We start from the raw sequence: 26,280 nt of genomic DNA, 5'->3' as shown, positions 1-26,280 counted from the left end.
ACCCTGGGGTGCAATGAAAAGGGCCACGCTTGCGCGTGGCCCTTCGCTGTGGCGGATGTGCCGGCTTAGAAGCGGTACTTGGCCGTCAGGTTGTAGCTGCGTTCCTCGCCCAACTGGTAGTTGCCGTAGGTACGGGCGGCGAAGTATTCCTTGTCGAACAGGTTGTTGATGTTGAATGCCACCGACCACGCACCCTGGTGCCAACGGATTGCCGCATCGGCCAGCGTGTAGCCGCCCTGCTTGGAGGTGTTCTCGGCATCGTCGAAGCGCTCGCCCACATAACGCAGGCCACCGCCGAAGCCGAAGGCGCCGACTTCGGTCGGCAACGTGTAATCCAGCCAGAAGGCGGCTTGTTGATCCGGCACCTGCATCGGCGTCTTGCCGACTTCCGCTGCGGCGGTGCTTTCCAGCACTTCCACGTCGTTGTAGGTGTAGGACGCCACAGCCTTGAAGCGTGGTGTGAGCTGCGCCTTGGCTTCCAGTTCCAGGCCGCGCGAGCGGATCTTGCCGGTCTGGCTGGCGTTCCAGTCGGCGTCGAAGGTCACCACGTCGCGCTTGGTCAGCGAGTAGACCGCACCGGTGAACATCCAGTTGGCGCCGGCTGGCTGCACCTTCACGCCGGCCTCGATCTGCTCGGCGCGGGTGGGGTCGAACAGCGTGCCGTATTCGTCGATGAAGTTGGGCAGGAAGGATTGCGCGTAGCTGATGTAGGGCGCCACGCCATTCGGCGCGAGGTAGGTGAGGCCGATGCGGCCGGTGAACTCGGAATCGGACTGGCTGGCGGAATTGGTGCCCAGGTGGTCGTCATAGTCGAGCTCCACCTTGTCCCAGCGCCCGCCGGCAGTCAGCAGCCACTGTTCGCCCATGCGGATCTGGTCCTGCGCATAGAGGCCGAACTGCTTGATGGTACGGGTGCCGTCGGCATCCACCTGGTCGGGCTCGGGGATGTCCTGACCGTAGATCGGATTCAGGATATCGAGGCTGGGGGTGTTGGCGCTCGATTTCGACACGGCGTCGCCCGACATGCGATCCCAATCGAAGCCGAACAACAGCGTGTGCGCCATCTGGCCGGTGAACACCTTGCCCTGCACGTTGGTGTCGATGGTCCACTGGTCGAGGTCTTCGTCCTCGTAGTATGCGGTGCGCGACAGTGTGCGGCCGTCGGCTTCCAGCGAGGACTTGATATGGTGCTTGTCGGCCTCGCGGTTGGCGTAGCGCAGGTTCTGGCGGAACTGCCAGGTATCGCTGAAACGGTGCTCCAGCTGGTAGCCCAGCGTGGTCGAGTCGATCTCGATGATGCTGTAGCGCGGATCGCCTTCCTTGATGTTGGTGAGCTCGCCGTTGGGGCCGGTGATGTAGTTGATGTCATCCGAGGCCTCGTTGCGCAGCACTTCGGCCAACAGCGTCAGCGAGGTGGTCGGCGCCAGATCCCAGCGCAGCGACGGCGCGAGGTACAGCCGTTTCTGGTAGGCATCGTCGCCGTTCGGGTATTCCTCCTGGCTGTTGCTGTCGAGGCCCAGCGCGACCACGCGGTAGAGCACGCTCTTGTCGGCGTTGAACGCACCGCCGATGTCCGCGGCTACCTGCTTGCGCTGGAAGCTGCCCAGTTGCACCTCGATCTCGCGCGGTGCATCCACGCTCGGTGCCTTGCTCACGCGGTTGACCACGCCACCGGCATCGCCGCGGCCGAACATCACTGATGCCGGGCCGCGCAGCACTTCCACACGCTCCAGGCCATAGACCTCGGTGATCGGCTCCACGTAGCCCAGGCCCGATTGACGCAGGCCATCGCGGAAACTGCTGGTGGATTGTGCGTTGAAGCCGCGCAGCAGCAGCCAGTCGTAGCCGCGGATGTCGTAGCCCCAGTTGCTCACGGTCACGCCGGGGGTGTAGCGGATGGCTTCCAGCAGCGTGGTGGCGCCACGGTCCTCCATTTCCTCACGGCCGACGACCGAAACCGACTGGGGGGTTTCGACCAGCGCGGTGTCGGTCTTGGTGGCGGTGGCGCTGCGCTTGGCGGTGTAGCCCACCACCGGGCCGGTGGCGGTCTCGGTCGGCGCGGTGACGGTCACCGTTGGCAGCGTCACCGCCGTGGATTCGGGGGCGGCGAATGCGGCCGGTGTGAAGGCGAGGCCCAGGGAAACGAAGCCGATCGCACGGACGACCGGCTTGAGGCGAAGAATGTGCGGGTTGCGGTTTTTCATGGTCAGGGTGGGTTAACAAGAAACAAGAAAGCAGACGCTCACTTGCCGTTGTGGCCCTTATCCCTGAGTGCGAGTTTGGACGCGCACCGAGGCACGTCCAAGCATCGGGCAGGAAGGCAGAATCAGCGTCTATTAATAAGAATGTTTCTCATTCTGAAGGAAAAATGGGCATTACGCCAGCATGCTGCCCAGTTTTTCTACATGGAGCTGACCCTTGCTCGCAGTTTTTGCCAGCATTGCCTCACAAATTTCCCCGCTACGGACGGAGGTCAACGAAAGCAAGGTATCGCTCAGGCCATGGCTATGCTCGCATGCACCTTGCAGGAAGATTTGCGGCCGGAAGCTGGCATGGGTTTTCAGCCGGTAATTGCGTTCGGTGTCGAAGCCCTGCAGATAAGGTGAGAGCGGGGCGAGCAGCTGTTGGTGCTGGGCGCGCTCGTAGCCGGTGGCGAGTACCACGGCGTCGTAGCGTACCGATTGCTCAAGGCCGCTGTTGAGATCGTGCAGCGTCAACCGGATGCCGTCCTGCTGCGCCTGCACGGCTGCCACCTGGTGCCGCCTGAGGAAGCGATGCCGCAGGTTGCCGCTCACGCGCTGGTGGTAGAACACCTGGAAGATCTGCTCGATCAGGTTCAGATCGGGGCAGGCGTAGTTGGTATGCCAGAACTCGCGCAGCAGCTCGTCGCGCTCGGCGGTGCTGCGGTTGTACACGTGGTCGACGAATTCGGCGTCGAAGATCTGATTGGAGAATGGGCTGTCGTCGGCTGGCTTGATCGCGCGGGCGCGCATGATCAGATCGACCTCGGTATCGGCGTGGCGGCCGTGCAGGTCCATAAAGATTTCGGCGGCGCTCTGGCCGGCTCCGATCACCGCAATGCGGCGGGCCTGCGGGTTGCGCGCGATATCGCGCAGGTAGCCGCTGGAGTGCAGCACCCGCGTATCGCCGCGCAGTGCCCGGAAATCCTCCGGGATGCGCGGCGTGCCGCCCAGCCCCAGCACCAGGTTGCGTGCCAGCCGCTCGCGCACGTTGCCCTTCGCATCGCGCGAGCGCACCCGCAGCAGCGTCACTTCCTGGCCGGCGTGCTCGGGCTGCACGTCGAACACTTCTTCGCCATAGGCGCATTGGTCGTCGAAATGCGCCGCGGCCCAGGCCAGGTAGTCGTTGAACTCGTGTCGGCTGGGGAAGAAGGTCTTCAGGTTGATGAAATCCGGTAGCCGCGACTTCTGGTGCAGGTAGTTGACGAAGGTGAATGCGCTGGTGGGGTTGCGCAGCGTGACGAGATCCTTGAGGAAGGAAATCTGCATGTGCGCATGCCCGAGCAGCATGTCCTTGTGCCAGGCAAAGCCCGGCTGCTTTTCGATGAACAGCGCATTGAGCGCCTTGCCGGTCTGGCGCTCTTCGTCCAGCGCGATGGCCAGCGCGATGTTGGATGGCCCAAAGCCGATGCCGATCAAGTCATGAACCATCATCACTGGCTCCTTGTGGATGAGGGAAGGGCGGCGGCATCGCGGCGCGGCCACCAGAAGGCGTCGACGAAATAGCGCTCGCGCAGCAGCGTGACCAGCAGCGCGCGCTTGTGCGGGAAATCGAATTCCTTGACCTTGGCGTAGCCGGAACGGTCGAGGTTGCGGATCTGCTGCGCGTGATCGGCACGCGGCTCGCCAACGAGGCGCTGGGTGCGCGCATCGTCGAGGAACAGGTAGTGCGAGATCGAGGTGAGCCAGGCCACCGCCACCGCCTTGCCGCGATAGGCCGGCTCGCCCACCAGCACGTGCCAGCCACGGTCGTAATCGGCTGCATCGCAGAACGGCGAGATGCGGTTCTCCTTGGCCCAGTAGGCCTCGAAGTAGGCAAACGGCTCGCCATCCAGGCTCGCGATCATCGGATAGATGTGCGGATTGGCCGCCAGCTCTTCCAGGTAGGCGCGGTGCTTGGCGAGGTCGCCTTCCTCCTGCCAGATCTGCGCCACCGCCGGGTCGTTCATCCAGCGGTTGAACAGCGAGAGATCGGCCTCGATATCGAGCGCGCGGAACGAGAATGTGCGGCCCAGCCAAGGGATGAAGCGCTGGTACAGCAGGCCTTCGGGCTTAGGGCGGCGCAGCGGGTGGCGCATGCCACGGCTCAGCACATACTGCTGGGCCATCGCTGGCTGTGGTTGTGGCAACCATAGTGCCGGCTGCTGCCACAGCAGGTCGCGATGTGCGCTCACGCCTTCGGCATCTGTGATCAGCGCCCCCGCTTGCCACAATGCGCGCGATGGCACCACGTCGACAACGCGGCACTGCGCGTGTTCCGGCTGGAAGGTGAACGCCGCTTCCAGCGCCGCCAGCACTGTCTCGTCCGTGGCTTGGCGGCCCGCCTGCTTCTGCCAGTGCAGGGCGAGCCCGACCTGGTTCGCTTCCAGTCTGAAAGCGCCGATCTCGCTGTCACCGTCGCGCAGCCTGAGCGTGTCGCCGTCTTTCACCACACGGAGCTTGCGGCCATGCGGGTAGCTGGTGAGGGCCTCGGCGCGATGCCAATCCAGCGGATCATCGGTCGAGAGAGCGTGGGTCGGGTTCATGCATGCGGTTCCTTGTCGCTGCCGGCATCGATAACGGGGCGAGACCGTGCCATGCGGCACTGCCATGGCGCACCACGGCCAGGGGGCCGATCTCATGTCCAAGCAAGACGACGTACCGACGGATTTGTTTAGCAAGGGTGCGAAGCAGGCGGGGTGTGGTCTGGCTGGCGGGCTAAACAAACGCGCCGCGTCGCCGTCTTGTGCAGAACGGCTTCCCGCGCGGGAGGCTGCGCCCTGCAACCTGCCTAAATTTGCGTGGATATGTCGAAGACAAAACTCGTCTACATCTGGTCATTGCGCAACGCCGCCGCCGACCAGGCCGGCCGCTACATCGACTACAAGGGTGAGCAGCGCTACATGCAGTCGCCGCTCGAGCACCTCGCCTGGTTGCTGAATGAGACCTGGCTGGGCGACGTGTATACGCTCGCCGGCGTGATCAATGACGACGACGCGCAATCGCCGCGCGACTGCGCCGCGCTGCGCGACTATGGCTTCAGCCGCAGCGCCGGCGCGCCATGGTTCTATCCGGTCGGGCTTGCGGTGCAGGGCCGGTCGCTCGATGAACTGCTGATCGCCGTACCGTCACGCTATCGCCAGTTGCCACTGGGCGCGCCCGAGCGCGCGCCGGGCAAGCGGGAGTTCGAGCAGCGGCTGGAAGACAAGCTCATGGCGCTGGGGGCCGAGCTGGTGGTGCTCGACGGCCTGCTGATCATCCTCGACGCCCTGGTGCGGCCAGGCAGCCGGTTCGATCGCAAGATCGTCAACATCCATCCCGGCATCACCCGGCCCGATTCGCAATACCAGCGCCGCGGCGCCTATGCCACGCTCGACGCGCTGTACGGCGCGCGTGGCCTGAAGGTGATCGACTGGCAGACCAAAGCAACGATGCCGGTTGCCCGCGTGCCGATGACGGGCGCCTCGTTTCACTACGTGGACAACGGCATCGACTCGGGCGAAGTGATCGTGGACGTGCTCGATACCCACATCGATCCCGCCGACACCATCCTCGAGCTGCGCTGGAACAACTTCAACCGCAGCCTGTTCCCCGCGCTGGCCCAAGGGCTGGCGCACATGGTTGGCGCTGGCTTGGCCGAGCCGCTGCTGGCCCGCAGTGCCGTCCCGGCCTGATTCCAACTACCGAGCATAACGAGATGAGCAGATACAACGCAGCGCTGATGGCGCTTGTCCTGGTGGGAATGCCCTGTTTCGCTACGGCGGCGCCTCCTGGATCGCTGGCGGTGGAAATTCGCCGTACCACCGATGGCATCCCCCATCTGAAGGCCGCCAGCTGGACCGCGCTGGGACGCGGCGTCGGTTATGTACAGGCGGAAGATGCCCTGTGCTCGCTGGCCGAAGCCTTCGTCACCTATGAAGGAAGGCGCAGCTGGTTCTTCGGCGCCGATGGCCGCCCGGCGCGGCTTTCCACCTTTGGTCGACCGCTGAATCTGGAGCTGGATTTCTTCTGGCGCGGCTTTGCCGACGACAAGGTGGTGGCCGCCTACCGCGCGGCACACCCGCCCGAGCTCAACCAGCTGATCGAAGGCTATGCCGCTGGCTACAACCGGTATCTGGCTGAGGCACGACGCAATGGCGACACCCGGCGCAGCTGCCTGAACGCGCCCTGGGTCCGCGAGATCACCGCCGTGGACATCTACCGCCGCATGTATTCGGCCCAGGTCGCCGCTGGCTACGCCCGCTTCATTCCGGAGATCGTCAACGCCCATCCCGCCGCTGCGCCCACGCAATCGGATGCAGCTGATGCCGACGCACTGCGCTACAAGCTGTCGATGCGCATCGGCGACGAGCCGGGTCTCGGCAGCAATGCGCTGGCGCTGGGTGGCGACGCCACGCAACAGCAGGGTGCCGTGCTGTTCGGCAACCCGCACTGGTACTGGGGCGGACCGGACCGCTTCTACCAGATGCACCTCACCATCCCCGGCAAGCTCAATGTGGCAGGCGTGGCCTTCCTCGGCATTCCGGTGGTGATGGTCGGCTTCAACGAGCATGTAGCCTGGAGTCATACCGTTTCGGCGGCCCGCCGCTTCGGCCTGTTCGACCTCACGCTGGCCGACGGCAAGGCGTATCGCTACCGGCTGGGCGAGGGCGACGAGCCGATGACGGCGCGCGAAGTCAGCGTGGACGTGCGCGCGGCCGATGGTAGCCGCCAAGTGCAGACCCGCACGCTGCACCAGACGCGCTACGGCCCGGTGGTGGATCTGGGCGGGCATCACCCGGCCTTTGGCTGGAGCGCGCAGAAGGCGCTGGCGATCCGCGATGTGAACGCGGAAAACTTTCGCATCTTCCGCAACTTCTTCTACTGGAACCAGGCGAAATCGCTGGATGACTTCATCGCCATCCAGCGCCGCGAGGCCGGCATCCCCTGGGTGAACACCGTGGCGATCGGCCGCAACGACCAGCGCGTGTGGTACGCGGACGTGGGCAACGTGCCCAACGCGCCTGATGCCCTGCGCGCCCGCTGCGGCACCGCGCTGGGCCAGGCCTTTGCCACGCTGGACCCACTGACCCCGGTGCTCGACGGCAGCAAGCCCGATTGCAACTGGCTGACCGAGGCCGGCTCGGTGCAGCCGGGCGCCATGCCAGTGGACCGGCTGCCCAGCCTGCTGCGTACCGATTACGTGGCCAACATGAACGACAGCTACTGGCTGAGCAATGCTGCGCAACCGCTGGAGGGCTACGCCACCGTGTTGGGCGGCGAGCGCCAGCCGCTGTCGCTGCGTACCCGGCTGGGCCACCACATCGCCGGCAACTTCATTGGCTCACCCCAGGCGCCCGCTACCGTGCTGCGCCGGCTGGAGCGCGAAGTGCTGGACGCCGAGGTGTATTCGGCCGTGCTGTTCAAGGAACAGGCACTGCAGGGCGCCTGCCGCAACGACGTGGTGGCGCTGCGGCCGCAATCGGCCAAGCTGGCGGCACAAGGCGAGGCCGCAAGTGCTGGTGCGGTGCGCCAAGTGACGGTGGCGCCGGCTTGCCAGGTGCTGCGCGCATGGCGCAATACCGGAGATGCCGACGCCCGTGGCCCACTGCTGTGGGAAGCCTTCTGGGAGCGTTTGAACGAGCTGCCGGACAGCGAGCGCTATCAGGTGCCGTTCTCGCCGACCGCGCCGTTGACCACGCCAAGTGGCATCAAGCTCAGCGACGACGCGCAGCAGCAGGCACTGGCCGGCGCGATCGAGGCACTGGCGGTGCAGGGCATCACGCCGGATGAAACACTGGGCGCACGGCGCTATGTGCAAAGCGGCGGCAGCAATGTGCCGCTCTATGGCGGCTGCCATGTGATGGGCTATTTCACTGTGACCTGCGGCCTGGCCGACGACGGCCACGTAGGACCGGATGCCGTGGCCAACAGCTATCTGCAGCTGGTGCGCTTTGATCGGCGTGGTGGCGTGGAAGCGCGCACGCTGTTGGCGCACGGCCAGGATGAGGATGCGGTGAGCGGCGGCGCCGGCAGTGCGCCGGTGCAGCGCTATGCGGACAAGGCCTGGCTGAGCTTCCCGTTCAGCGAGGCCGACATCCGCCGCGATGCAGGCTTCAGCCGCCGGGTGCTGCAGTAAGCGCAGCGGGCCTGAACTGCGGCGCCAGCGGGCAGGCGCCGCAGTAATCCTCTCCAGGCAGCAGGTAATACAGGCAGCACTGCCGGTGCAACGCCAGCGGTGCGGCCTGGTCCGGCTGCGCCACGCAACGGCGCCGGGCGTGCATGGGATTGCGCTCGCCGCCTGGCCAGGTGGGCTGTTCCAACAGCAGATCGCGATCGGCCAGCAGTCCCGGCAGCCGGCCGAGCTGGGCCTGTGCCTGATCGAGGATGCCTTCGATATAGCGCGCCGCGCTGCCCCACAGGATCTTGCGTGGTACGCGGCTCTGCGCGGTGAGTGCCGCGAACAGTGGCAGCAGATGCCCATGCAGCAGCTCGCCGTAGCGTGCCATGGTGTCGCTGCCCGGTAGCGCCTTACCTTCGTCGCGCAGGTAAAAGGCCGTGGGCAGGCCGATGGCGTTGAATTGCACGGCCAGCGTATCCGGCGCCATGGCAAAGCGGTGCTGCAGCACGCTGGCGGCCGCGACCACGCCGGGCAGCAAGGCCCACAGGTAGTCCATGGCCCAGGCCGAGGCCACTGCGCGCAGGTCGGTGCCGTGCGCGCGCCGGTAGCGCGCCTGTTTTGCCAAAACATCCTGCAGCAGCGGCGGTTGGCCGATCAGTGCGGAAACCGGGATGGCGTCGGCTGGTGCGGGCGCGCAGACCAGCGTTTCCGCATAGGCGGACCAATCGCCGCGAAACAGCGGCTGCAACAACGGGATCATCAAGGCTTACCAGAGTGTGCAAGGCGGATGCCTTCCTGACCTGCCAGACGCGGAGCGCGCGCCGTTGTTTAGCCTTGCCGGCCATGTGTACCTGTCGTGGCCTAAACGCCAGCGCCGCGAGTCCGTCATATCAGGCATCGTGCTCCAGCCATAGGTTTCGCCGTGCTTGCTTATCTGATCCGCCAATCCCGTGCCGCCCTGATCACTGCCACGGTGGCCAGTGTGATCGCCGGGGTATGCAGCGTGCTGCTGGTCACCCAGATCAACGCCGCACTCACCGCGCCGGATGCCGCAGCACGGGCGGCGCTGGCGTGGCGCTTTGCAGCCATTGCCGTGGCGGCGGCACTGGCGCACACGGTATCTGCCGTGCTGTTCGAGCGGCTGAGCATCCGCGCGCAGGCATTGCTGCGGCGCTTCATTGCGGACAAGGCCATCGGCGCCGACTATCGCCAGCTGGAGGAAATCGGCGGCCCACGCGTGCATTCGGCGCTTTCCGAGCACAGCGCCAGCGTGGCCTCGTTCTTCGTGAACGTACCGGTGATCCTGGTGAACGCCATCATCGTGATCGGCGGTCTTGCCTATCTGGCGTGGCTGTCCTGGCCGGTGTTCCTGGTGGCCATCGTGGTGATCGGTCTGGGCTCGCTGGGCTATCACCTGGCACACCTCAAGGCGATCCGCCACCTGGATGTGGCCGCGCGCGAGCAGGACAGCCTGTTCGATCATTTCCGCTCGCTGATCGAAGGGGCCAAGGAGCTTCGGCTGCATGCCAGCAAGCGGGCGCGCTTTGCCGATGAGGTGCTGGGTGGATCGATCGATGTGGTGCGGCGCGAGCGCGAGCGTGGCATGTCGGTGTTCCTGGCGGCATCCGGCTGGGGCAGCTTCCTGATCTATGCCTTCATCGGCCTGGTGTTGTTCGCGCTGGTGGGCGATGCACCAGGCAGCACCCAGGTGATGACCGGCTTCGCACTGATCTTCATCTACCTGATGGCACCGCTGGAAGGATTGCTGCTCAGCCTGCCGCGCGCCAACCTTGCCCGCGTTTCCGCCCGGCGCATCGAGGAGATCACCGCTGCGCTGGCGCAGGCCGAGCAGCCCGCTGCTGCTGCGGCGCCGCGCTGTTTCCAGCAGCTGGCCCTGCGGCAGGTATCGCACCGTTATTTTCACGAGGGCATGGACGATCTCTTCACGCTAGGGCCGGTGGACCTCAACTTCGAGCCGGGGCAGATCGTGTTTCTGGTAGGGGGCAACGGCAGCGGCAAGACCACGCTGGCCAAACTGCTGGTGGGGCTCTACGAGCCCGAGCACGGCAGCATCGAGCTGGATGGCCAGCCGGTCACGCATCGCGACCAATACCGGCAGACCTTCTCCGCCATCTTCTCGGATTTCCATCTGTTCGATCGCCTGCTGGACGTGGCCTCCAACGATCTGGACGAGCAGGGCAACCGCCTGCTGAAAAAGCTGCAGCTGCATCACAAGGTGCAGGTAGCGGGCGGTGCCTTCACCACCCGCGCGCTATCGCAGGGGCAGCGCAAGCGGCTGGCGCTGGTGGTGGCCTATCTGGAGGATCGGCCCTTCCTGGTGTTCGACGAATGGGCCGCCGATCAGGACCCGCTGTTCAAGGACGTGTTCTACCGCGAGCTGCTGCCGGAGCTGAAGGCGCAGGGCAAGACGGTGCTGGTGATCTCGCACGACGACCGCTATTTCGATCTGGCGGACCGGCTGATCCGCATGGAGAGCGGGCAGGTGGTGGGGCAGGGTGTGGCGCCGGCTGCGGTGCAACCCGCCCGGCAGGAAGCGCTGGAGGCGCAGCCGTAGCGCATCCCGCCACGCTGGCGATGCTTGTTGCCCAAGCCCGGCTCCGCGCAGCGCCAGCAACGTGGCTTCCGTTGACACTCCCCGGCAGAACGGCCACCCTTTCGGCCTTGTTCCCAGCCTGAATTGCCTTATGAAGATCACCCAGAACACTGCCGTTACCCTGCGTTTGAAAGTCGCCGACATCAATGGCTTCGTCTACGACGAAGGCAAGCACCCGATGGCCTACCTGCACGGCGGCTATGACAACCTGTTCCCCAAGCTGGAAGCCGCGCTGGAAGGCCAGGAAGCGGGTTTCCAGACCACGGTGGAGCTGGCCTCCGCGGATACCTTTGGCGAGCGCGACGATGCGCTGGTCACCAGCATGCCCAAGGCCGAATTCCCGCCGGGCGTCAAAGTGGGTGGCCAGATCCAGCGCCCCGGCCCGGATGGCGAGCCGCGCTATTACTTCGTGACCAAGATCAAGGGCCCCACCGTGCTGCTGGATGGCAATCATCCGCTGTGCGGCAAGACCATGCGTTTCACCCTCAAGGTGCTGGATGTGCGCGAGGCTACGGCCGAGGAAATTGCCCACCAGCATGTGCACGGTGAGCACGGGCATCACCACTGAGCTGCTGCCCAGCTGAAAAAAGCCCTCCGTTCGCGGAGGGTTTTTTTATGGCTGCGGCGTTGCATAGGCGGGTATCAAGGCCGGCCGCCGTTGCTTCCCTGGGAGGGTGAACGATTCAGCCACCATTCATTGCTTGCCGCGCTGGCGCGGAAGGCCGCAAAGCCCTGACGAAGGGCACGTGAGCGGATTGCCGCATGCCGCACAATCAAACGCTGATTTTCCCTGCTTGTTTTTTTGCGCAATAAAATCTTAATCAATTGGGAATAACCCATGAAAAAATCCATTAAAAACCTGATTTTGATTTTCACGGCATTGTATATGCACAGCGTACATGCCCAGAGTGTGGTGACCGTAAACCCCGATCAGACCATATCGGTGAATGGGTCAAAGTTCTTTCCGATCAGTGTATACATCCAATCCGATTGGGCCGGGGCCAAAAGCCTGGGCATCAATACTGCATCGCGCCCCTTCTGCGTGAACAACGATGCATTCAGGAAAGGAGAAAGCAACGGGCTGTATCTACATTACACCGCTGGTCCGGCGTGTGATTACGAAAATGCGGCGGCCATCCGCAGGAGGGATGCCAGCGGCTTCATCAGCAGTATCAACCAGGTGAAGGGTTCCGATTTCCTGTTCGGCTACGGCTTGCCGGATGAGCCGGTTTCCGCCACCAACCTGAGCCCGGCGGATACCAAGTGGGCCTACGACGTGATCAAGGCCGCCGATCCCAACCACCCGGTATTCCTCACCGATTACGCACGTGATATCAGCGAATACAAAAATTCCGCCGATATCTTCCTGAACGACCAATATCCGTTCAACAACGATAGAAACCCACTGTACGACATCAAGGAAAAACTAAAGCTCATGCAAAGCCAGGTGGCGCCCAAGCCCGTCTGGCTGATCATTCAAACCGGCAGCCAGTTTGGCATGCCGACCAATGCGCAAATCCGGGCTGAAACCTATCTATCGATCGCGCTCGGCTCCACCGGTTTGATCTTCTATTCCTACGATGTGGAAGACGCAGGCGGCGTGCACAACATCAAGAAAGACGGTGATCCCGCCTTCCTGAAAAACCTGATCGCGGAATTGAAGCAGCTCTCGCCGGTGTTCCTCGGCGGCAAGAATCCCAATCTGGCGTATAGCTCCAGCAACGTGGATGCCATTCTGAAGAACCACAACGGCAAGTCGTATCTTGTTGCCGTGAACAAGAGCCCCAGCGCACAGACCATCACGTTCTCGCTCAATGGCTTTGGCAACGCCACTGCCACGCTGGTTGGCCTATCCAGCGCCGGCAGCACCAGGGCAGGGCAGACCCGCGCGGTGGCTTCCGGCGCACTCACCGATGTGCTGCAGGGACTGGAAGCGGTGATCTATGAAATTGGCCCGTCGCAACCGGTGGCCACGCCCACACCATTACCGACCGCCACACCCACGCCGAAACCGACTGCAACACCTACCCCAAAACCCACCCCGGTCCCCACGCCCAAGCCCACCGCCACGCCGACGCCCAAGCCCACCGCAATACCCACGCCACGGCCTACGGCAGTGCCTACCCCGAAACCGACCACCCCGCCTGTGCAGACGGTGCCCCCTACCGTCGCTTTCACCGCGCCGCGCGCTGGGGCCACATTGAAGGGATCGGTGCACATCAACGCCTTCGCCAGCGATCGCGATGCGGGCACGGCGGATGGTGCAGGCATTGAAAGCGTCACGTTCCAGCTGATCCGCAACGGTGAAGTGATTGCCTCCCGCCAGGAAAACCTGCAGCCGTTCGACTGGTACTTCGATACCGCGACGGTGCGCAACGGCAGCTATACGATCAAGGCGAACGTGAAGAGCAAGCCAGCTGCTGGCGGCGGCACGGCAGCGGCAACGCGGACCGTTACCATCGCAAACTGATCTTCACTGAAGACGACCGGTCCGCACATGCTCGTGTACGGGCCGGTTTTGTTTTGGGGAAAAACGACTTTTGGATGGTGCAGTTAGGCACTGGCAGGTGGGCAACATTCATCGGCGGCAACAGATAAACCAAACATGCCGGTCAGTGACCGGCATTCGGGGAGCGGGCGCGGCAGCTAGCCCAGGTTGGTAGCCCCCTGACGCTTTTGCTTGAGCAGGTAGCCAATGCCGAGCACCACCAGCCAGGCGGGGATCAGTTCGACCGAGATTTGAGTGCCCTCGTTCATGGACATGATCACCAGAATGGCGGCCAAAAAGGCGAGGCAGAGGTAGTTGCCAAGCGGGCTCCACAGTGCCTTGAATTTGGTGGTGACGCCCTCGGCCGCCTTGGCCTTGCGGAACCTGAGGTGCGCCAAACTGATCATGGCCCAGTTGATGACCAAGGCAGAGACCACCAGGGACATCAAGAGGCCAAAGGCCTTGCCCGGAATCAGGTAGTTGATCAGCACGCACAACAAGGTGGCGGCCGCCGAGATGGTGATCGCAGTCAGCGGAACGCCGCGCGTGTTGGTCTTGAGCAGCGCCTTGGGGCCGTTACCCTGCTTGGCGAGGCCAAACAGCATGCGGCTGTTGCAGTAGACGCAGCTGTTGTAGACCGAGAGCGCGGCGGTCAACACCACCAGATTGAGCACGTCGGCCACCAGGTTGCTGTCCAGCGCGTGGAAGATCATCACAAACGGGCTGCCGCCTTCGACCACCTTGCCCCACGGGTAGAGGGAGAGCAGCACGGCCAGGGCGCCGATATAAAAGATGAGGATGCGGTAGATCACCTGATTGGTCGCCTTGGGGATGCTCTTTTCGGGATCATCGGCCTCTGCGGCTGTGATGCCGACCAGCTCCAGCCCACCGAAGGAGAACATGATGAAGGCCATGGCCATCACCAGACCGCCCACGCCGTTGGGGAAGAAGCCGCCCTGGGCCCAGAGGTTGCTGACCGTGGCCTCGGGGCCACCGCTGCCGGAGAACAACATCCAGCCGCCGAAGCCGATCATGCCGACGATGGCCACCACCTTGACGATGGCGAACCAGAATTCCATCTCGCCGAACGCCTTGACGTTGGTGAGGTTGATGGCGTTGATCAGCACGAAGAAGAAAGCCGCCGACATCCAGGTCGGGATATCGGGCCACCAGTACTGCACATAGATACCGACCGCCGTCAGCTCGGCCATGCTCACCAACACATAGAGCACCCAGTAGTTCCAGCCGGAGGCGAAGCCCGCGAAGTCCCCCCAGTACTTGAAGGCGAAGTGGCTGAAGGAGCCGGCGACCGGCTCTTCCACCACCATTTCGCCGAGCTGGCGCATGATGAGGAAGGCGATGAAGCCGCCGATGGCGTAGCCGAGCAACACCGAAGGGCCCGCCATCCTGATGGTGTCGGCGATGCCGAGAAACAGGCCGGTACCGATGGCACCGCCCAATGCAATCAGCTGGATATGGCGGTTTTTCAGGCCGCGCTTCAGCGCTTCGCCGTTTTGTTGAACACCCATTCTTCCATCCTTACGCCGAAAAATTACTCGTAAGCGTTGTTGACCCACGTACCGAAGCTCAACGGACCCATCCAAAGGTCGTATGGCCAATACGATATGCGTGAATGGTTTGCAGCGTATTGCCATGGGTCAACCTGACCTTCCCCCTCCAGGTGTAGTTAGCATGGTCAAGGAGCCCGCATGCGCAAGTCCCACCAATTGATCGGCACCGACTACCGGCCGCTAATCTCGCAACACAAAGACGAACTGGTGCTGCGTAAGCAAAGCTACGGCCAGTATCACAAGCCCGCCGATTATCTCGATAGTTTCAAAGACTTTATCGCCCACAACGTTAACCAGTCGGTGGCGTTATCGGTGGTGTCAATCGCCCCAAAGACCTGACATGCGCCCAGCTCAAGGAAGTGCGCCTGTGCTGCTCGACGAGCATCACTTCAACGAAGCTAGCCTGAAAGCCGCTTGGCGAAATGCCACTAATCAGGGCATCGCTGCAAGCATCATCGGCAACATCCGTCAGGCTGCTTTGGCCGAGGCGCTATTGCCTTTCGAGCAGCGCGTGGCGCAAGCGATCCAGTGTATTTATGTCATGCAAAGCTGGGCACCTGTCCAGCGGCGCTGGCTAGAGTGCCTGGCCAAATAACTCACTCTTGCCAAGGATGGCGGTGCAGCCCAGCTCGACAAGTTGCTCGGTCAGCAGTTGCCGCAGGTGCTCGAGACGCTTGCGGGCCGCAAGTGGCCTAAGTCCAATAGGGCGTGCTTCGACGCTGACCCGCCGCGCTGAGTAAAACAAGCCACAGCGTTATTTTAATTTTCTTTTTAAGTTAAAATGGCGCTGTGCTTATTTCAACTTGATCAGGGTCACCATGCAGCGTGGTTTAACCGGGCTTTACACACCGAGCATCGCCGGGGGCATTGCCTGCCAGGCCTTCATTCCAGCATCGCTGCCGCCGCAACCACCGCTGCTACTCAATGACAAGCTGCAAGCGCGGCTGAACGACGCTTTGCTGGCGCTGGGCCGGCTGGATGCGATCAGCACGCTGCTGCCGGACGCCGACTTGTTTTTGTACGGTTATGTGCGCAAGGAAGCGGTGATGTCTTCGCAGATTGAGGGCACGCAGTCATCGCTAAGCGATCTGATGCTGTACGAAATGGAAGGCCTGCCCGGCGTGCCGATGGACGACGTGCAGGAAGTGTCTTGCTACGTGCAGGCGCTGACGCTCGGCGTTGAGCGCATCCGTCAGGGCTACCCCATTACCTTGCGCCTGATCAGCGAAGTGCATCAGGCCTTAATGACTTCAGGCCGCGGCCTGCAACGTAACCCCGGCGAGTTTCGCCGCAATCAAGTCTGGATCGGAGGCCACCGTGCCGACGAAGCGACGTTTGTACCGCCACCCGCCAACCATCTGGCCGAGTGCTGGGGCGCGCTGGAGCAGTTCATCAACGATCAGCCCGTCGCCACTGCGCCGGTCATCAAGGCCGCGCTGGCGCACGTGCAGTTTGAAACCATCCACCCCTTTATGGACGGCAATGGCCGGCTGGGGCGCTTGCTGATTCCGCTGATTTTGGTCGAAGCGGGTGTGCTCAAAGAACCGCTGCTCTACCTCTCGGTTTTCTTCAAGCACTACCGCCAGACCTATTACGCGCTGCTGCAACAGGTGCGAACCGAAGGCGATTGGGAGGCTTGGCTGCTGTTCTTTGTCGATGCAATCACCGCCACCGCTACACAGGCCGTCGCCACCGCGCAAGCGTTGCGACGCCTACTGGCGGACGACAAAGCCAGACTGTCCGAACTGGGCCGGCTGGCCGGCTCGGCCACGCAGATTCTCGACGCGCTGTTTGCCCGCCCCGTCGCCAATATCAGCGCGCTCAACGCCACCACCGGCCTCACGCCTGCCACCATAGGCAAAGCGCTCGACGCACTCGAAACCTTGGCCATCGTGCGCGAAGTCACCGGCAACAAGCGCAACCGCATTTTTGCCTACAGCGCCTATATCGCGCTGCTCAACCAGGAAACCCAATGATTGGGCTGACATCGCCGAGGTGGCTATGGCGGCGGGCTGTAAAACGTCTCAATGTAGTCAAACACATCCGACTTGACCAGATCGCGGGTTTTGTAAATCCGCTTGCGGATGCACTCCTCCCTCAGGCTACTGAAGAAGGACTCCGCCACCGCATTATCCCGATATTTTACTGATCCATGACCTGGCGCTGGTGACACGCAACGTGGATGACTTCGCGCAGACCGGGGTACGGCTGCTGAATCGGTTTGGTTGACTGCAGCGCAAGCGGCGCCAAGCCAGTTTCCGGCATCCATGTAGGCAAACGACGCTATCTGCGTTCGCTTCAGCGTGCGTCGCAAAACATGTTCACCGGGACGGCTCGAACTGTGGGCCAGCCGGTTAATCCTGGAGGTGTCAACAATCGGCAATGAGAATCGTGGTCCGCCCCTAAATTGCCCTTCTCTTAATGACTCGATACTCAAGCGAAGCGTTGCAATACTAAAACCTTCTCCGTTGGACGAATCGGCTTTCTGTATTTCAGAGATTTCTTATTAATGCTTCCCATGTTTTGATTCACGCTGAACGAAGCCATCCCGGTAAGGTGCGACGTCCCCCCAAGTTTGAGTAGCACGCAGCTTTAGAGTCCAATCCCTTCCATCAAGGAGACTGGACGTGAAGAAACGCTTTTCCGAAGAACAAATCATCGGCTTCCTGCGCGAGGCCGAAGCGGGCTTGCCCATCAAGGAACTGTGCCGCCGGCACGGTTTCTCCGAAGCCAGTTACTATCTCTGGCGCAGCAAGTTCGGTGGCATGAGCGTCTCCGACGCCAAGCGGCTCAAGGAACTCGAGGCCGAGAATGCTCGGCTCAAGCGCATGCTGGCCAATTCGATGCTCGAAAACGAGGTCATCAAGGAAGCACTGCAAAAAAAGTGGTGACCGCACCAACGCGACGCGAGCTGGTGCGGTTCCTCGCCGGACGGGGTCTGAGTGAGCGCTGGGCGTTGCGCATCGCCCGAATGAGTCCGAGCGCCTTGCGCTACCGGCCCAAGCCGGATCGGAACGGCATGTTACGGCAGCGGATCGTCGAACTGGCGCAGCGCCATCGTCGCTACGGTGCAGGGATGATCTATCTGAAGCTGCGCCAGAGCGGCTGGGCAGTGAACCACAAGCGGGTAGAACGGCTATATGCACTGGCCGGGCTGCAAGTGCGGCGACGCAAGCGCAAGAAGGTGCCGCCATCGGAGCGGCAGCCGCTGATCCGGCCGCAGGTCGCCAATGCGGTCTGGTCGATGGACTTCGTGTTTGATCGCACGGCCGAAGGACGAGTGATCAAATGCCTGACCGTTGTCGACGATGCCACGCATGAAGCCATTGCGGTGATCCCGGAGCGAGCCATCAGTGGCGAAATTCTGACGCGGCAACTGGATCGATTAGCGGTCTCACGCGGCTTGCCGCAGGTGATTCGCACTGACAACGGCAAGGAGTTCTGCGGTCGAGCGATGCTGCACTGGGCGTACCGGCGCGGCATCACGCTGCGGCAGATTGAACCGGGCAAACCGAACCAGAACGCTTACATCGAATCATTCAATGGCCGGCTGCGGGACGAATGTCTGAACGAGCACTGGTTCACCAGCTTGGCGCATGCGCGGGTGGTGATCGAAGCCTGGCGACGGGAATACAACGAGGAGCGGCCGAAGAAGGCGTTGGGCGGGCTGACGCCATCGGCCTATGCCCGGCAGCTAGCGAGGAAGAAACCGGTAATATCGGGGGCCGGACTCTAAAGCGAAATGCTATTCATGAGGGGGTGACGTCGGTGGCGCGCCAAATTCGGCGGCATGGACGTCCCCGAAGCGCGGCGCCTCAAACAACTTGAAGACGAGAACAATCGCCTCAAGCGGCTGGTCGCTGACCAAGCCCTCGACATCCAGATGCTCAAGGAAGTGCTGGCAAAAAACTGAGCCGGCCCGCTCAACGCCGTACTGTTGCACGCCAGTTGATGCTGGCGCACGGCATCTCGGAACGGCGGGCCTGTGCATTGGTCCAGATCGCGCGCAATACCCTGCGCCATCAGCCACCGCCTGACCCCAATGCGGTATTGCGGCAACGCCTGCGTGAGCTGGCTGCACAACGGCGGCGCTTTGGTGCGCCGCGGCTGCATGTGCTGCTACAGCGGGAAGGCTGGCGTATCAACCACAAGCGGGTGGAGCGGCTTTACCGTGAAGAAGGCTTGTCGTTGCGTTTACGTCATCGCAAGAAACGCCCCAGTCACTTGCGCGTGGTGTTGCCGCTGGCAGCCGGACCTGATCAGCGCTGGGCGATGGATTTTGTGGCAGACAGTTTATGGAATGGCCGACGTATTCGCCTGCTGGCGATCATCGACACCTGGCATCGTGAGGCCGTCTGGATCGAAGTGGATCACTCACTCTCTGGTGTCAGAGTGGCACGGGTACTGGAGCAACTGCGCCTGGGTGGCCGCTTGCCCGCGCTGATTCAGGTCGACAATGGTCCGGAGTTCACCAGTCGGGCACTGGATGAATGGGCGCATCGCCATGGGGTGAAGCTGCAATTCATCCGGCTCGGCAAACCGGTGGAGAACGCCTTCATCGAGAGCTTCAATGGCCGACTAAGGGAGGAGTGCCTGAACCAGTTGGTGTTTCACAACCTGGCCCAAGCCCGAACCATGATCGAATCTTGGCGACAGGACTACAATCATGTCCGGCCGCATAGTGCCCTGCAGTACCAGACCCCGATGCAGTATTGGGAAACCCATCAACCCCAACATGAGCAAATCGCTAACTAATTAGTGGTTCACTCCGTGGGGGAAGGTCAACTGGATTCGCGCAAGGGAGAGCTGAAGTTCAAGGATGTGGTCGACAGCCTTGGCGCCGAGTCCGCATTCGCGACCTTCGAAGAAGAACGTAAGCAGATTCAGGCAGCAATTGACGACGTGGTTCTTACCGTCGATGCGCTTGAGACCAGGATGAACGAACTTCGCTCGGCGAAGCGCACGAAGGCAATCTTGACTGATTTCCGCGAGCATTATGCAGCTAGCCGTATCGCACTGCAGCTGCACCCCGTGCCGACTAAGACCATGCAGTTGGCGTCCCGCCCTTCCCTTTCGGGCAGTGGGGGCCCCCGCTCCATCTTGGCCTACTACGCTGCAATCTGGCGCACCGTTCAGAGCCAGTCGGGCACCTATGATGTCCCGGTGGTCATCGACTCCCCAAACCAGCAGGCTCAAGACGATTTCAACTTGCCCGCCGTCCTGAGCTTCATCGCGAAGGATCTACCAGCCGGCATGCAACTCATTGTCGGCTTAGAGACGCCTACCGATTTCTCCTTCGATCGAGAAGAGATACTCACAGAGAAATACAGCATGCTCACCGAAAGGGACTGGGAACCCACGTTGGCACTTGTGGAGCCCCTCCTAAAAAAGATGTACCACGCGACTCTGACGCAGAGTCAAAGCTAATAATTGCATTGTTGGACTGACTACGGACTGGGGTCGCTTACCTACATAAGCAGTTCGGCTTCTCAAACGTCGATGGGGGCTTGTATGTCCACGACGATTCTGAAGCCTACCACGACGGCGACTGGGGTTAAGCGCGCTCACGACGCGAGGACCGACAAACCATTCCTCTACTGCTGCATGGCTCCGATTGTCCGTTACTTTCAACTCTAGAAGGCCGCTTTCGTTGTGCTCGGACTACCGCTTGGGATCAGATGCGGTAGCTATCGGGCGAGGTCTCGAACGTCTGCTTCGGCCGAATTGCAGACAAAAAGCTGCCGGTTAAATCACCAGTAGGCTGCGCACAAGTCATCGGCGATGCGATCACAATTAGTCAGTCCACAGAGCGGATGGTCATGTCCGCCAGAATCCGCATTTAAATGCGGATTTTTTAATTCACCTTTTCTCAAAGGGGAGAGAATACGCCCTCTCAATGTTCAACATGGCGCTCCAATCTTGAAGCGCCATGCGAAATTTTTCATTACCTTTAGACAGCAGTTTTTCACTTACCTGGCACAGTTTCCACTTTCTGTGTCACCCGACAACCCGACAAATCAAACATCAATATTCCGCGCAATCAACGCATTCTGTTCGATGAACTGCCGGCGCGGTTCCACCTGGTCGCCCATCAGTGTGGTGAAGATTTCATCGGCGGTAACAGCGTCGTCGATGGTCACCTTCAGCAGCCGGCGCACGGTCACATCCATAGTGGTTTCCCACAGCTGCTCGGCGTTCATTTCGCCGAGGCCTTTATAGCGCTGGATGCTCATGTTGCGCCGCACTTCGTTCAGCAGCCAGTTGATGGCTTCGCTGAAGCTGGCCACTGGCTGCACGTTTTCACCACGGCGCACCTTGGCATCAGCCTGTAGCAGGCCGGTGAGCATATCGGCGGTTTTGCGCAGCTGGGCGTAGTCACCGCTCTTCACGAAGTTGTCGTCGATGTACTGCAGGTGCACCACACCGTGCTGGCGGCGTTCGATCTTCAGCGTCCAGCGCAGGCCTTCTTCATCCACCACCGCTTCGATGGCGTAGACGTCGCCATCCACCTGGCCGGCAAGTGCTTCGGCGGCAGTGCGGGCGCTGGCTTCGTCGTCCAGCGTAATGGCGGGGGCGTTGAGCAGGGCGTTGAGGATGGCCGGGTCGAGGAAGCGGCTTTCGCGCTCGATCACGGCTTCGGTCACGAAATATTGGCGTGCCAGCAGCTCCAGCGCTTCACCGGCAATGCCGGGCGCGTCGCCACCGGGCAGCAGCTCGGCGTTGTTCATCGCGGCGCGCAGCAGGAATTGCTTCATCTCCTGATCGTCTTTCAGGTAGGTCTCGCTCTTGCCGTGCTTCACCTTGTACAGCGGCGGCTGGGCGATATACACATAGCCGCGTTCGACGAGCTCCGGCATCTGGCGATAGAAGAAGGTGAGCAGCAGGGTGCGGATGTGCGCGCCGTCCACGTCGGCATCAGTCATGATGATGATGCGGTGGTAGCGCAGCTTGTCGATGTTGAATTCGTCCTTGCCAATGCCGCAGCCGAGTGCAGTGATCAGCGTGGCGATCTGCTCGGAACCGATCAGCTTGTCGAAGCGGGCGCGTTCCACGTTCAGCACCTTGCCACGCAGCGGCAGGATGGCCTGGAACTTGCGATCGCGGCCCTGCTTGGCGGTGCCGCCGGCGGAATCACCCTCCACCAGGTAGAGCTCGGATTGCGCCGGGTCTTTTTCCTGACAGTCCGCCAGCTTGCCGGGCAGGCCCAGGCCGTCGAGCACGCCCTTGCGGCGGGTGATCTCGCGGGCCTTGCGCGCGGCTTCGCGGGCGCGGGCTGCTTCCACGATCTTGCCGCAGATGATCTTGGCGTCGTTCGGGTGTTCCAGCAGGAAATCGGCCAGCGATTTGCTGATCACTTCGTTCACCACGGGGCCGATCTCGCTGGAGACGAGCTTATCCTTGGTCTGGCTGCTGAACTTGGGATCAGGCAGCTTTACCGACAGCACACAGGTCAGTCCTTCGCGCATGTCGTCGCCGCTGGTTTCCACCTTGGCTTTCTTGGCCACTTCGGCTTGTTCGATATACTGGTTCAGCGTGCGCGTCATCACCTGGCGCAGCGCGGTCAGATGGCTGCCGCCATCGCGCTGCGGGATGTTGTTGGTGAAGCACTGCACCGATTCCTGGTAGGAATCGTTCCATTGCATCGCCACTTCCACCGTCATGCCGTCCTTCTCGCCGATGGCATGGAAGATCTTGCCGTGCAGCACGCTTTTGCTGCGGTTCATGTATTCGACAAAGCCGGATACGCCGCCGGTGTAGTTGAAGTTCTCTTCCTTGCCGTTGCGGCGGTCAAGCAGCGTGATGTTCACGCCGTTGTTGAGGAAAGAGAGCTCGCGGATGCGCTTGGCGAGGATTTCGAAGTGGAACTCGACTACGCCGAAGGTTTCTTCGCTGGCGAGGAAGTGCACCTCGGTGCCGCGCTTGTCGCTGTTGCCGATGATCTTCAGCGGCTCGACGCGCTCGCCACGGCGGAACTCCATGCTGTGCACATGGCCATCGCGGCGGATGGTGACGCGCAGCCAGTCGCTGAGCGCGTTCACCACCGATACGCCCACGCCGTGCAGGCCGCCCGAGACCTTGTAGCTGTTCTGGTCGAACTTGCCGCCGGCGTGCAGCTCGGTCATCACGATTTCGGCGGCGGAGCGCTTGAACTCGTCGTCTTCCTTGATTGCGGTGGGAATGCCGCGGCCGTTATCTTCCACGCTGATCGAGTTGTCGGCATGAATGATCACCCGGATGGTGTCGCAATGGCCGGCCAGTGCTTCATCGATGGCGTTGTCCAGCACCTCGAACACCATGTGGTGCAGGCCGGTGCCGTCCTGCGTATCGCCGATGTACATGCCCGGGCGCTTGCGCACCGCCTCCAGGCCTTTGAGGATGCGGATGCTGTCGGCGCCGTATTCCTGCGGGTTGGGGTTTTGCGGGAGATCGTTGTTTTCGCTCATTGCTTCAAAGCCGGAAGAGGAAGAGAGGCGGGGGCATAAAAAACTTCGGGGTGAGGCGGGGTTTCCCTCGCACCTCACCCCTCACACCTCGCGCCTTTAGATGCGCATCGGCATCACGATGTACTTGAAGTGCTCGTTGTCCGGAATGGTCACCAGCACCGAGGAGTTCACGTCGCCAAAGGTGAAGTTGAGGTTCTCCACCTGGCTGTTGGTCAGCACATCGAGCAGGTACTGGATGTTGAAGCCGATATCGAGCGGGGCGCCGGTGTAGGCGACTTCCACTTCTTCCTGTGCTTCTTCCTGCTCGTTGTTGTTGCACAGGATCTTGATCAGGCCATCGGTCAGCACCAAGCGCACGCCGCGGAATTTCTCGTTGGAGAGGATGGCGGCACGCTGCAGCGAGGCCAGCAGCAGCTGGCGTTCGATATTGAGCAGCTTGTCGTTGTTCTGCGGGATCACGCGGTTGTAGTCGGGGAACTTGCCGTCCACCACCTTAGAGTGGATCACCACATTGCCGAAGCTGAACTTCACCTGGTTGCCGGCGATGTCGACGGTCACTTCGTCGTCCACATCCTGCAACAGCTTGTAGAGCTCGAGGATGGTCTTGCGCGGCAGGATCACTTCGTTCTTGTCGAAGCTGGTCGGCAGCTCGGTACTGGCAAAGCCCAGGCGGTGACCATCGGTGGCGACCAGCTTGAGCAGGTTGCCCTCGGTGACGAGGAACAGGCCGTTCAGGTAGTAGCGGATGTCCTGGTGGGCCATGGCGTATTGCACGCGGCCCAGCAGTGCCTTCAGCTGGCCCTGTGGCATGCGCACGGTGGCCTTGAGGCTGGTATCGACCGACAGCGTGGGGAAGTCACCCGCCGGCAGCGTCTGCAGCGCGAAGCGGCTCTTGCCGGCCTTCACGGTGAGGCGCGATTCGTTTTCTTCCAGCGTCACCACGGATTTGTCCGGGATGGCGCGCAGGATGTCGGAGAACTTCTTGGCGGAAACGGTGATGGCGAAATCGTTGCCGGAAAAGCCTTCGCTTTGCGTGGCGGCGATCTGGATTTCCAGGTCGGTGCCGGTGCAGGTAAGCGTGTCGCCCGATTTCTGGATCAGCACGTTGGAAAGGATGGGCAGCGTGTGCCGACGCTCGACGATACCGGTGACGGTGGCGAGCGGTTTCAGCAGCGCATCGCGTTCGGCTTGCAGCAGTTGCATGTCGATGAATCCGCAGGAAGTTGAACAGAGGGATGTTACCCGAATCGGGGGCTGATTTCGACCGAGCTGGCCCGGTGCCGGCTTGCGCGCGACATGGGGCGCAGCCCATGCCTTGCGCATGCATCCGCTTGCGGCACGCGCAAGCTGGTGCGTGATCAGCTGCGCAGCATCTGCAGCAGCACGCCGTACTGATGGGCCAGCTCGTTGTCGTTCTGGCGCATGTCTTCGATGGTGCGGCATGCGTGCAGCACCGTGGTGTGGTCGCGCCCGCCGAAGGCATCACCAATGGCGGGCAGGCTCATCTGGGTGATTTCCTTGGTCAGTGCCATGGCGATCTGGCGCGGCCGGGCGATATCGCGCGTGCGCTTCTTGCTGTGCATGTCGGCGATCTTGATCTTGTAGAAATCCGCCACGGTCTTCTGGATGTTCTCCACCGAGATCTGCCGGTTGCCGGCGGCCAGGATGTCGCGCAGCGCTTCGCGCGCCGCTTCCAGCGTCAGCGGTTGGTTGGTGAAGCGGGCGTAGGCCAGCACGCGCTTGAGTGCGCCTTCCAGCTCGCGCACATTGGAGCGGATGTTCTTGGCGATGAAGAACGCCACGGTGGAATCGAGCTTGAAGTTCTCGCGCTCGGCCTTCTTCAAGAGGATGGCCACGCGCATTTCCAGTTCCGGCGGCTCGATCGCCACCGTGAGGCCCCAGGAGAAGCGCGAGGTCAGCCGCTCCTGCAGGCCATCGATCTCCTTGGGATAGCGATCCGAGGTGATGATGATCTGCTTGTGCGCCTCGACGAGGGCGTTGAAGGCGTAGAAGAACTCTTCCTGGGTCTTGTCCTTGCCGACGAAGAACTGGATGTCGTCGATCAGCAGCAAATCCAGCGAATGGTAGTAGCGCTTGAACTCGTCGAAGGCCTTGTGCTGGTAGGCGCGGACCACGTCGGCCACGTATTTCTCGGCGTGAATGTAGCGGATCTTGGCGGCCGGATTGCGCTGGTGCACCAGGTTGCCGATGGCCTGGATCAAGTGAGTCTTGCCTAGGCCCACGCCGCCGTAGACGAACATCGGGTTGTAGCTGACGCCTGGGTTCTCGGCCACCTGCTGGGCCGCGGCGCGTGCCAGCTGGTTGGCCTTGCCGGTGACGAGCGTATCGAAGGTGAAATTCGGGTTGAGCCGCGTGGTCTCATGGTTGGCGCCGCTTGCCAGCATGGGCTTGGGCGCGGGCGGTGCAACGGGGGTGTCGAGAGTCGCAGCGGCCGCCGGGCTGGCTTGAGTCGGCTGCGCGGCGGCGCGCACCGGCGCCGGTTTCTTGGCGGCACTGCCGACCTTGAGTGCAATCGGCGGTGCCTCGCCGCCCATGAACACACCGGCAGCTTCCTCGATCAGACCGAGGTAACGATCGCGGATGAACTGCAGGAAGATCTGGTTCGGCACGATCAGGTTGAGCCCGTCCGCGCTGACCTCAGCCATCAGAGGCTTGATCCAGATGCGGAACTGGTCCGCGCCCAGGCGCTCTTCCAGCGAGGAGAGGCAATGCGACCAGCAGTGTTCCAGTGCGGACATGGCGTGCTTTTCTGAACGTGCGGTAAATCGACCCGCCAAGGCAAAGCATTCCCACGCCGGACAGCATGTGCTGTCTGGCAAAGTT

At 62.1% G+C, this 26,280-nt stretch carries 19 protein-coding genes and 3 pseudogenes; 12 read left to right on the top strand and 10 right to left on the bottom strand.

The features are described from left to right. Positions 1-65: 65 nt before the first annotated feature. The 3 genes from FLM21_RS00110 to FLM21_RS00100 all read right to left on the bottom strand — a co-directional run bounded on the left by FLM21_RS00110 (position 66) and on the right by FLM21_RS00100 (position 4,765). Positions 66-2,204 carry a TonB-dependent siderophore receptor gene (locus FLM21_RS00110; protein WP_148713624.1) on the bottom strand — a complete coding sequence of 713 codons (2,139 nt, stop codon included), beginning with the start codon at positions 2,202-2,204 and terminating at the stop codon, positions 66-68. A gap of 171 nt (positions 2,205-2,375) precedes the next feature. Further along, positions 2,376-3,674: a lysine N(6)-hydroxylase/L-ornithine N(5)-oxygenase family protein gene (locus tag FLM21_RS00105; RefSeq protein WP_148713623.1), complete on the bottom strand. Its 1,299-nt coding sequence runs from the start codon at positions 3,672-3,674 to the stop codon at positions 2,376-2,378. Then, positions 3,674-4,765 (bottom strand): GNAT family N-acetyltransferase, encoded by a 1,092-nt coding sequence (locus FLM21_RS00100; RefSeq protein WP_148713622.1) that lies wholly within the window; start codon positions 4,763-4,765, stop codon positions 3,674-3,676. Before FLM21_RS00100 ends, FLM21_RS00105 begins: the two co-directional genes overlap by 1 nt. Before the next feature lie 261 nt (positions 4,766-5,026). On the opposite strand from FLM21_RS00100, the gene FLM21_RS00095 reads away from it, so the two are divergent. Further along, positions 5,027-5,893, top strand: a complete 867-nt coding sequence (locus tag FLM21_RS00095; RefSeq protein WP_148713621.1) for a formyltransferase family protein — start codon at positions 5,027-5,029, stop codon at positions 5,891-5,893. 68 nt (positions 5,894-5,961) lie between these two features. After that, positions 5,962-8,337 carry a penicillin acylase family protein gene (locus FLM21_RS00090; RefSeq protein ID WP_246120785.1) on the top strand — a complete coding sequence of 792 codons (2,376 nt, stop codon included), beginning with the start codon at positions 5,962-5,964 and terminating at the stop codon, positions 8,335-8,337. Here FLM21_RS00090 and fhuF read toward each other — a convergent pair. Beyond that, positions 8,315-9,079 (bottom strand): siderophore-iron reductase FhuF, encoded by a 765-nt coding sequence (gene fhuF, locus FLM21_RS00085; RefSeq protein ID WP_148713619.1) that lies wholly within the window; start codon positions 9,077-9,079, stop codon positions 8,315-8,317. The genes FLM21_RS00090 and fhuF overlap by 23 nt on opposite strands. Positions 9,080-9,241: 162 nt before the next feature. On the opposite strand from fhuF, the gene FLM21_RS00080 reads away from it, so the two are divergent. Beyond that, positions 9,242-10,894 (top strand): cyclic peptide export ABC transporter, encoded by a 1,653-nt coding sequence (locus FLM21_RS00080; protein ID WP_148713618.1) that lies wholly within the window; start codon positions 9,242-9,244, stop codon positions 10,892-10,894. Between the two features lie 130 nt (positions 10,895-11,024). Beyond that, positions 11,025-11,501, top strand: a complete 477-nt coding sequence (locus FLM21_RS00075; protein WP_148713617.1) for an FKBP-type peptidyl-prolyl cis-trans isomerase — start codon at positions 11,025-11,027, stop codon at positions 11,499-11,501. A 74-nt stretch (positions 11,502-11,575) separates the two neighbouring features. On the opposite strand, the gene FLM21_RS00070 is transcribed toward FLM21_RS00075, so the two are convergent. Next, positions 11,576-11,809 (bottom strand): hypothetical protein, encoded by a 234-nt coding sequence (locus tag FLM21_RS00070; RefSeq protein ID WP_187360019.1) that lies wholly within the window; start codon positions 11,807-11,809, stop codon positions 11,576-11,578. A gap of 166 nt (positions 11,810-11,975) precedes the next feature. On the opposite strand from FLM21_RS00070, the gene FLM21_RS00065 reads away from it, so the two are divergent. Continuing rightward, on the top strand, positions 11,976-13,403 hold the full coding sequence (locus FLM21_RS00065; protein ID WP_187360018.1) for an Ig-like domain-containing protein: 1,428 nt from the start codon (positions 11,976-11,978) through the stop codon (positions 13,401-13,403). 176 nt (positions 13,404-13,579) lie between these two features. On the opposite strand, the gene FLM21_RS00060 is transcribed toward FLM21_RS00065, so the two are convergent. Then, a complete protein-coding gene (locus FLM21_RS00060; protein WP_148713614.1) occupies positions 13,580-14,950 on the bottom strand; it encodes an amino acid permease in 1,371 nt (456 codons plus the stop codon). Positions 14,951-15,130: 180 nt separating this feature from the next. On the opposite strand from FLM21_RS00060, the gene FLM21_RS21010 reads away from it, so the two are divergent. The 3 genes from FLM21_RS21010 (at position 15,131) to FLM21_RS00050 (ending at position 16,968) form a co-directional block, all read left to right on the top strand. After that, positions 15,131-15,331: a hypothetical protein gene (locus FLM21_RS21010; RefSeq protein WP_222846738.1), complete on the top strand. Its 201-nt coding sequence runs from the start codon at positions 15,131-15,133 to the stop codon at positions 15,329-15,331. A 28-nt stretch (positions 15,332-15,359) separates the two neighbouring features. Next, the gene (locus FLM21_RS21005) at positions 15,360-15,587 is read left to right on the top strand and encodes a type I restriction-modification enzyme R subunit C-terminal domain-containing protein (RefSeq protein WP_222846737.1); all 228 of its coding nucleotides are present in this window, start codon (positions 15,360-15,362) and stop codon (positions 15,585-15,587) included. Positions 15,588-15,795: 208 nt separating this feature from the next. After that, the gene (locus FLM21_RS00050) at positions 15,796-16,968 is read left to right on the top strand and encodes a Fic family protein (RefSeq protein WP_222846736.1); all 1,173 of its coding nucleotides are present in this window, start codon (positions 15,796-15,798) and stop codon (positions 16,966-16,968) included. Here FLM21_RS00050 and FLM21_RS00045 read toward each other — a convergent pair. Further along, positions 16,949-17,126, bottom strand: a pseudogene (locus FLM21_RS00045) (IS3 family transposase); the annotation flags it as partial. The gene FLM21_RS00050 and the pseudogene FLM21_RS00045 overlap by 20 nt on opposite strands. Before the next feature lie 493 nt (positions 17,127-17,619). Between FLM21_RS00045 and FLM21_RS21155 the strand changes: the two are divergent. The 4 genes and pseudogenes from FLM21_RS21155 to FLM21_RS00020 all read left to right on the top strand — a co-directional run. Then, positions 17,620-17,769 (top strand): annotated as a pseudogene (locus FLM21_RS21155) (transposase); the annotation flags it as partial. Beyond that, on the top strand, positions 17,697-18,728 hold the full coding sequence (locus FLM21_RS00035; RefSeq protein ID WP_246120704.1) for an IS3 family transposase: 1,032 nt from the start codon (positions 17,697-17,699) through the stop codon (positions 18,726-18,728). The pseudogene FLM21_RS21155 and the gene FLM21_RS00035, both read left to right, overlap by 73 nt. Continuing rightward, positions 18,668-19,747, top strand: a pseudogene (locus FLM21_RS00025) (IS3 family transposase). Before FLM21_RS00035 ends, FLM21_RS00025 begins: the two are co-directional and overlap by 61 nt. A 15-nt stretch (positions 19,748-19,762) precedes the next feature. Further along, positions 19,763-20,419 (top strand): hypothetical protein, encoded by a 657-nt coding sequence (locus tag FLM21_RS00020; RefSeq protein ID WP_148713611.1) that lies wholly within the window; start codon positions 19,763-19,765, stop codon positions 20,417-20,419. A gap of 590 nt (positions 20,420-21,009) precedes the next feature. On the opposite strand, the gene gyrB is transcribed toward FLM21_RS00020, so the two are convergent. From gyrB to dnaA, 3 genes are all read right to left on the bottom strand, one after another. Continuing rightward, the gene (gene gyrB / locus FLM21_RS00015; RefSeq protein ID WP_148713610.1) at positions 21,010-23,436 is read right to left on the bottom strand and encodes a DNA topoisomerase (ATP-hydrolyzing) subunit B; all 2,427 of its coding nucleotides are present in this window, start codon (positions 23,434-23,436) and stop codon (positions 21,010-21,012) included. A 96-nt stretch (positions 23,437-23,532) separates the two neighbouring features. Beyond that, the gene (gene dnaN, locus FLM21_RS00010) at positions 23,533-24,639 is read right to left on the bottom strand and encodes a DNA polymerase III subunit beta (protein WP_148713609.1); all 1,107 of its coding nucleotides are present in this window, start codon (positions 24,637-24,639) and stop codon (positions 23,533-23,535) included. Positions 24,640-24,794: 155 nt separating this feature from the next. Then, positions 24,795-26,195, bottom strand: a complete 1,401-nt coding sequence (dnaA, locus tag FLM21_RS00005) for a chromosomal replication initiator protein DnaA (RefSeq protein ID WP_148713608.1) — start codon at positions 26,193-26,195, stop codon at positions 24,795-24,797. Between the last annotated feature and the right edge of the window lie 85 nt (positions 26,196-26,280).

The sequence above is a fragment of the Chitinolyticbacter meiyuanensis genome (assembly GCF_008033135.1).
Taxonomy (GTDB): Bacteria; Pseudomonadota; Gammaproteobacteria; order Burkholderiales; family Chitinibacteraceae; genus Chitinolyticbacter; species Chitinolyticbacter meiyuanensis.
This window is presented reverse-complemented; position numbering and strand designations above follow the sequence as displayed.

Coding starts and splice junctions, on each gene's coding strand:
- FLM21_RS00110 (WP_148713624.1), bottom strand. CDS start 2,204: ATGAAAAACCGCAACCCGCACATTCTTCGCCTCAAGCCGGTCGTCCGT.
- FLM21_RS00105 (WP_148713623.1), bottom strand. CDS start 3,674: ATGATGGTTCATGACTTGATCGGCATCGGCTTTGGGCCATCCAACATC.
- FLM21_RS00100 (WP_148713622.1), bottom strand. CDS start 4,765: ATGAACCCGACCCACGCTCTCTCGACCGATGATCCGCTGGATTGGCAT.
- FLM21_RS00095 (WP_148713621.1), top strand. CDS start 5,027: ATGTCGAAGACAAAACTCGTCTACATCTGGTCATTGCGCAACGCCGCC.
- FLM21_RS00090 (WP_246120785.1), top strand. CDS start 5,962: ATGCCCTGTTTCGCTACGGCGGCGCCTCCTGGATCGCTGGCGGTGGAA.
- fhuF (WP_148713619.1), bottom strand. CDS start 9,079: ATGATCCCGTTGTTGCAGCCGCTGTTTCGCGGCGATTGGTCCGCCTAT.
- FLM21_RS00075 (WP_148713617.1), top strand. CDS start 11,025: ATGAAGATCACCCAGAACACTGCCGTTACCCTGCGTTTGAAAGTCGCC.
- FLM21_RS00060 (WP_148713614.1), bottom strand. CDS start 14,950: ATGGGTGTTCAACAAAACGGCGAAGCGCTGAAGCGCGGCCTGAAAAAC.
- FLM21_RS21010 (WP_222846738.1), top strand. CDS start 15,131: ATGCGCAAGTCCCACCAATTGATCGGCACCGACTACCGGCCGCTAATC.
- gyrB (WP_148713610.1), bottom strand. CDS start 23,436: ATGAGCGAAAACAACGATCTCCCGCAAAACCCCAACCCGCAGGAATAC.
- dnaN (WP_148713609.1), bottom strand. CDS start 24,639: ATGCAACTGCTGCAAGCCGAACGCGATGCGCTGCTGAAACCGCTCGCC.
- dnaA (WP_148713608.1), bottom strand. CDS start 26,195: ATGTCCGCACTGGAACACTGCTGGTCGCATTGCCTCTCCTCGCTGGAA.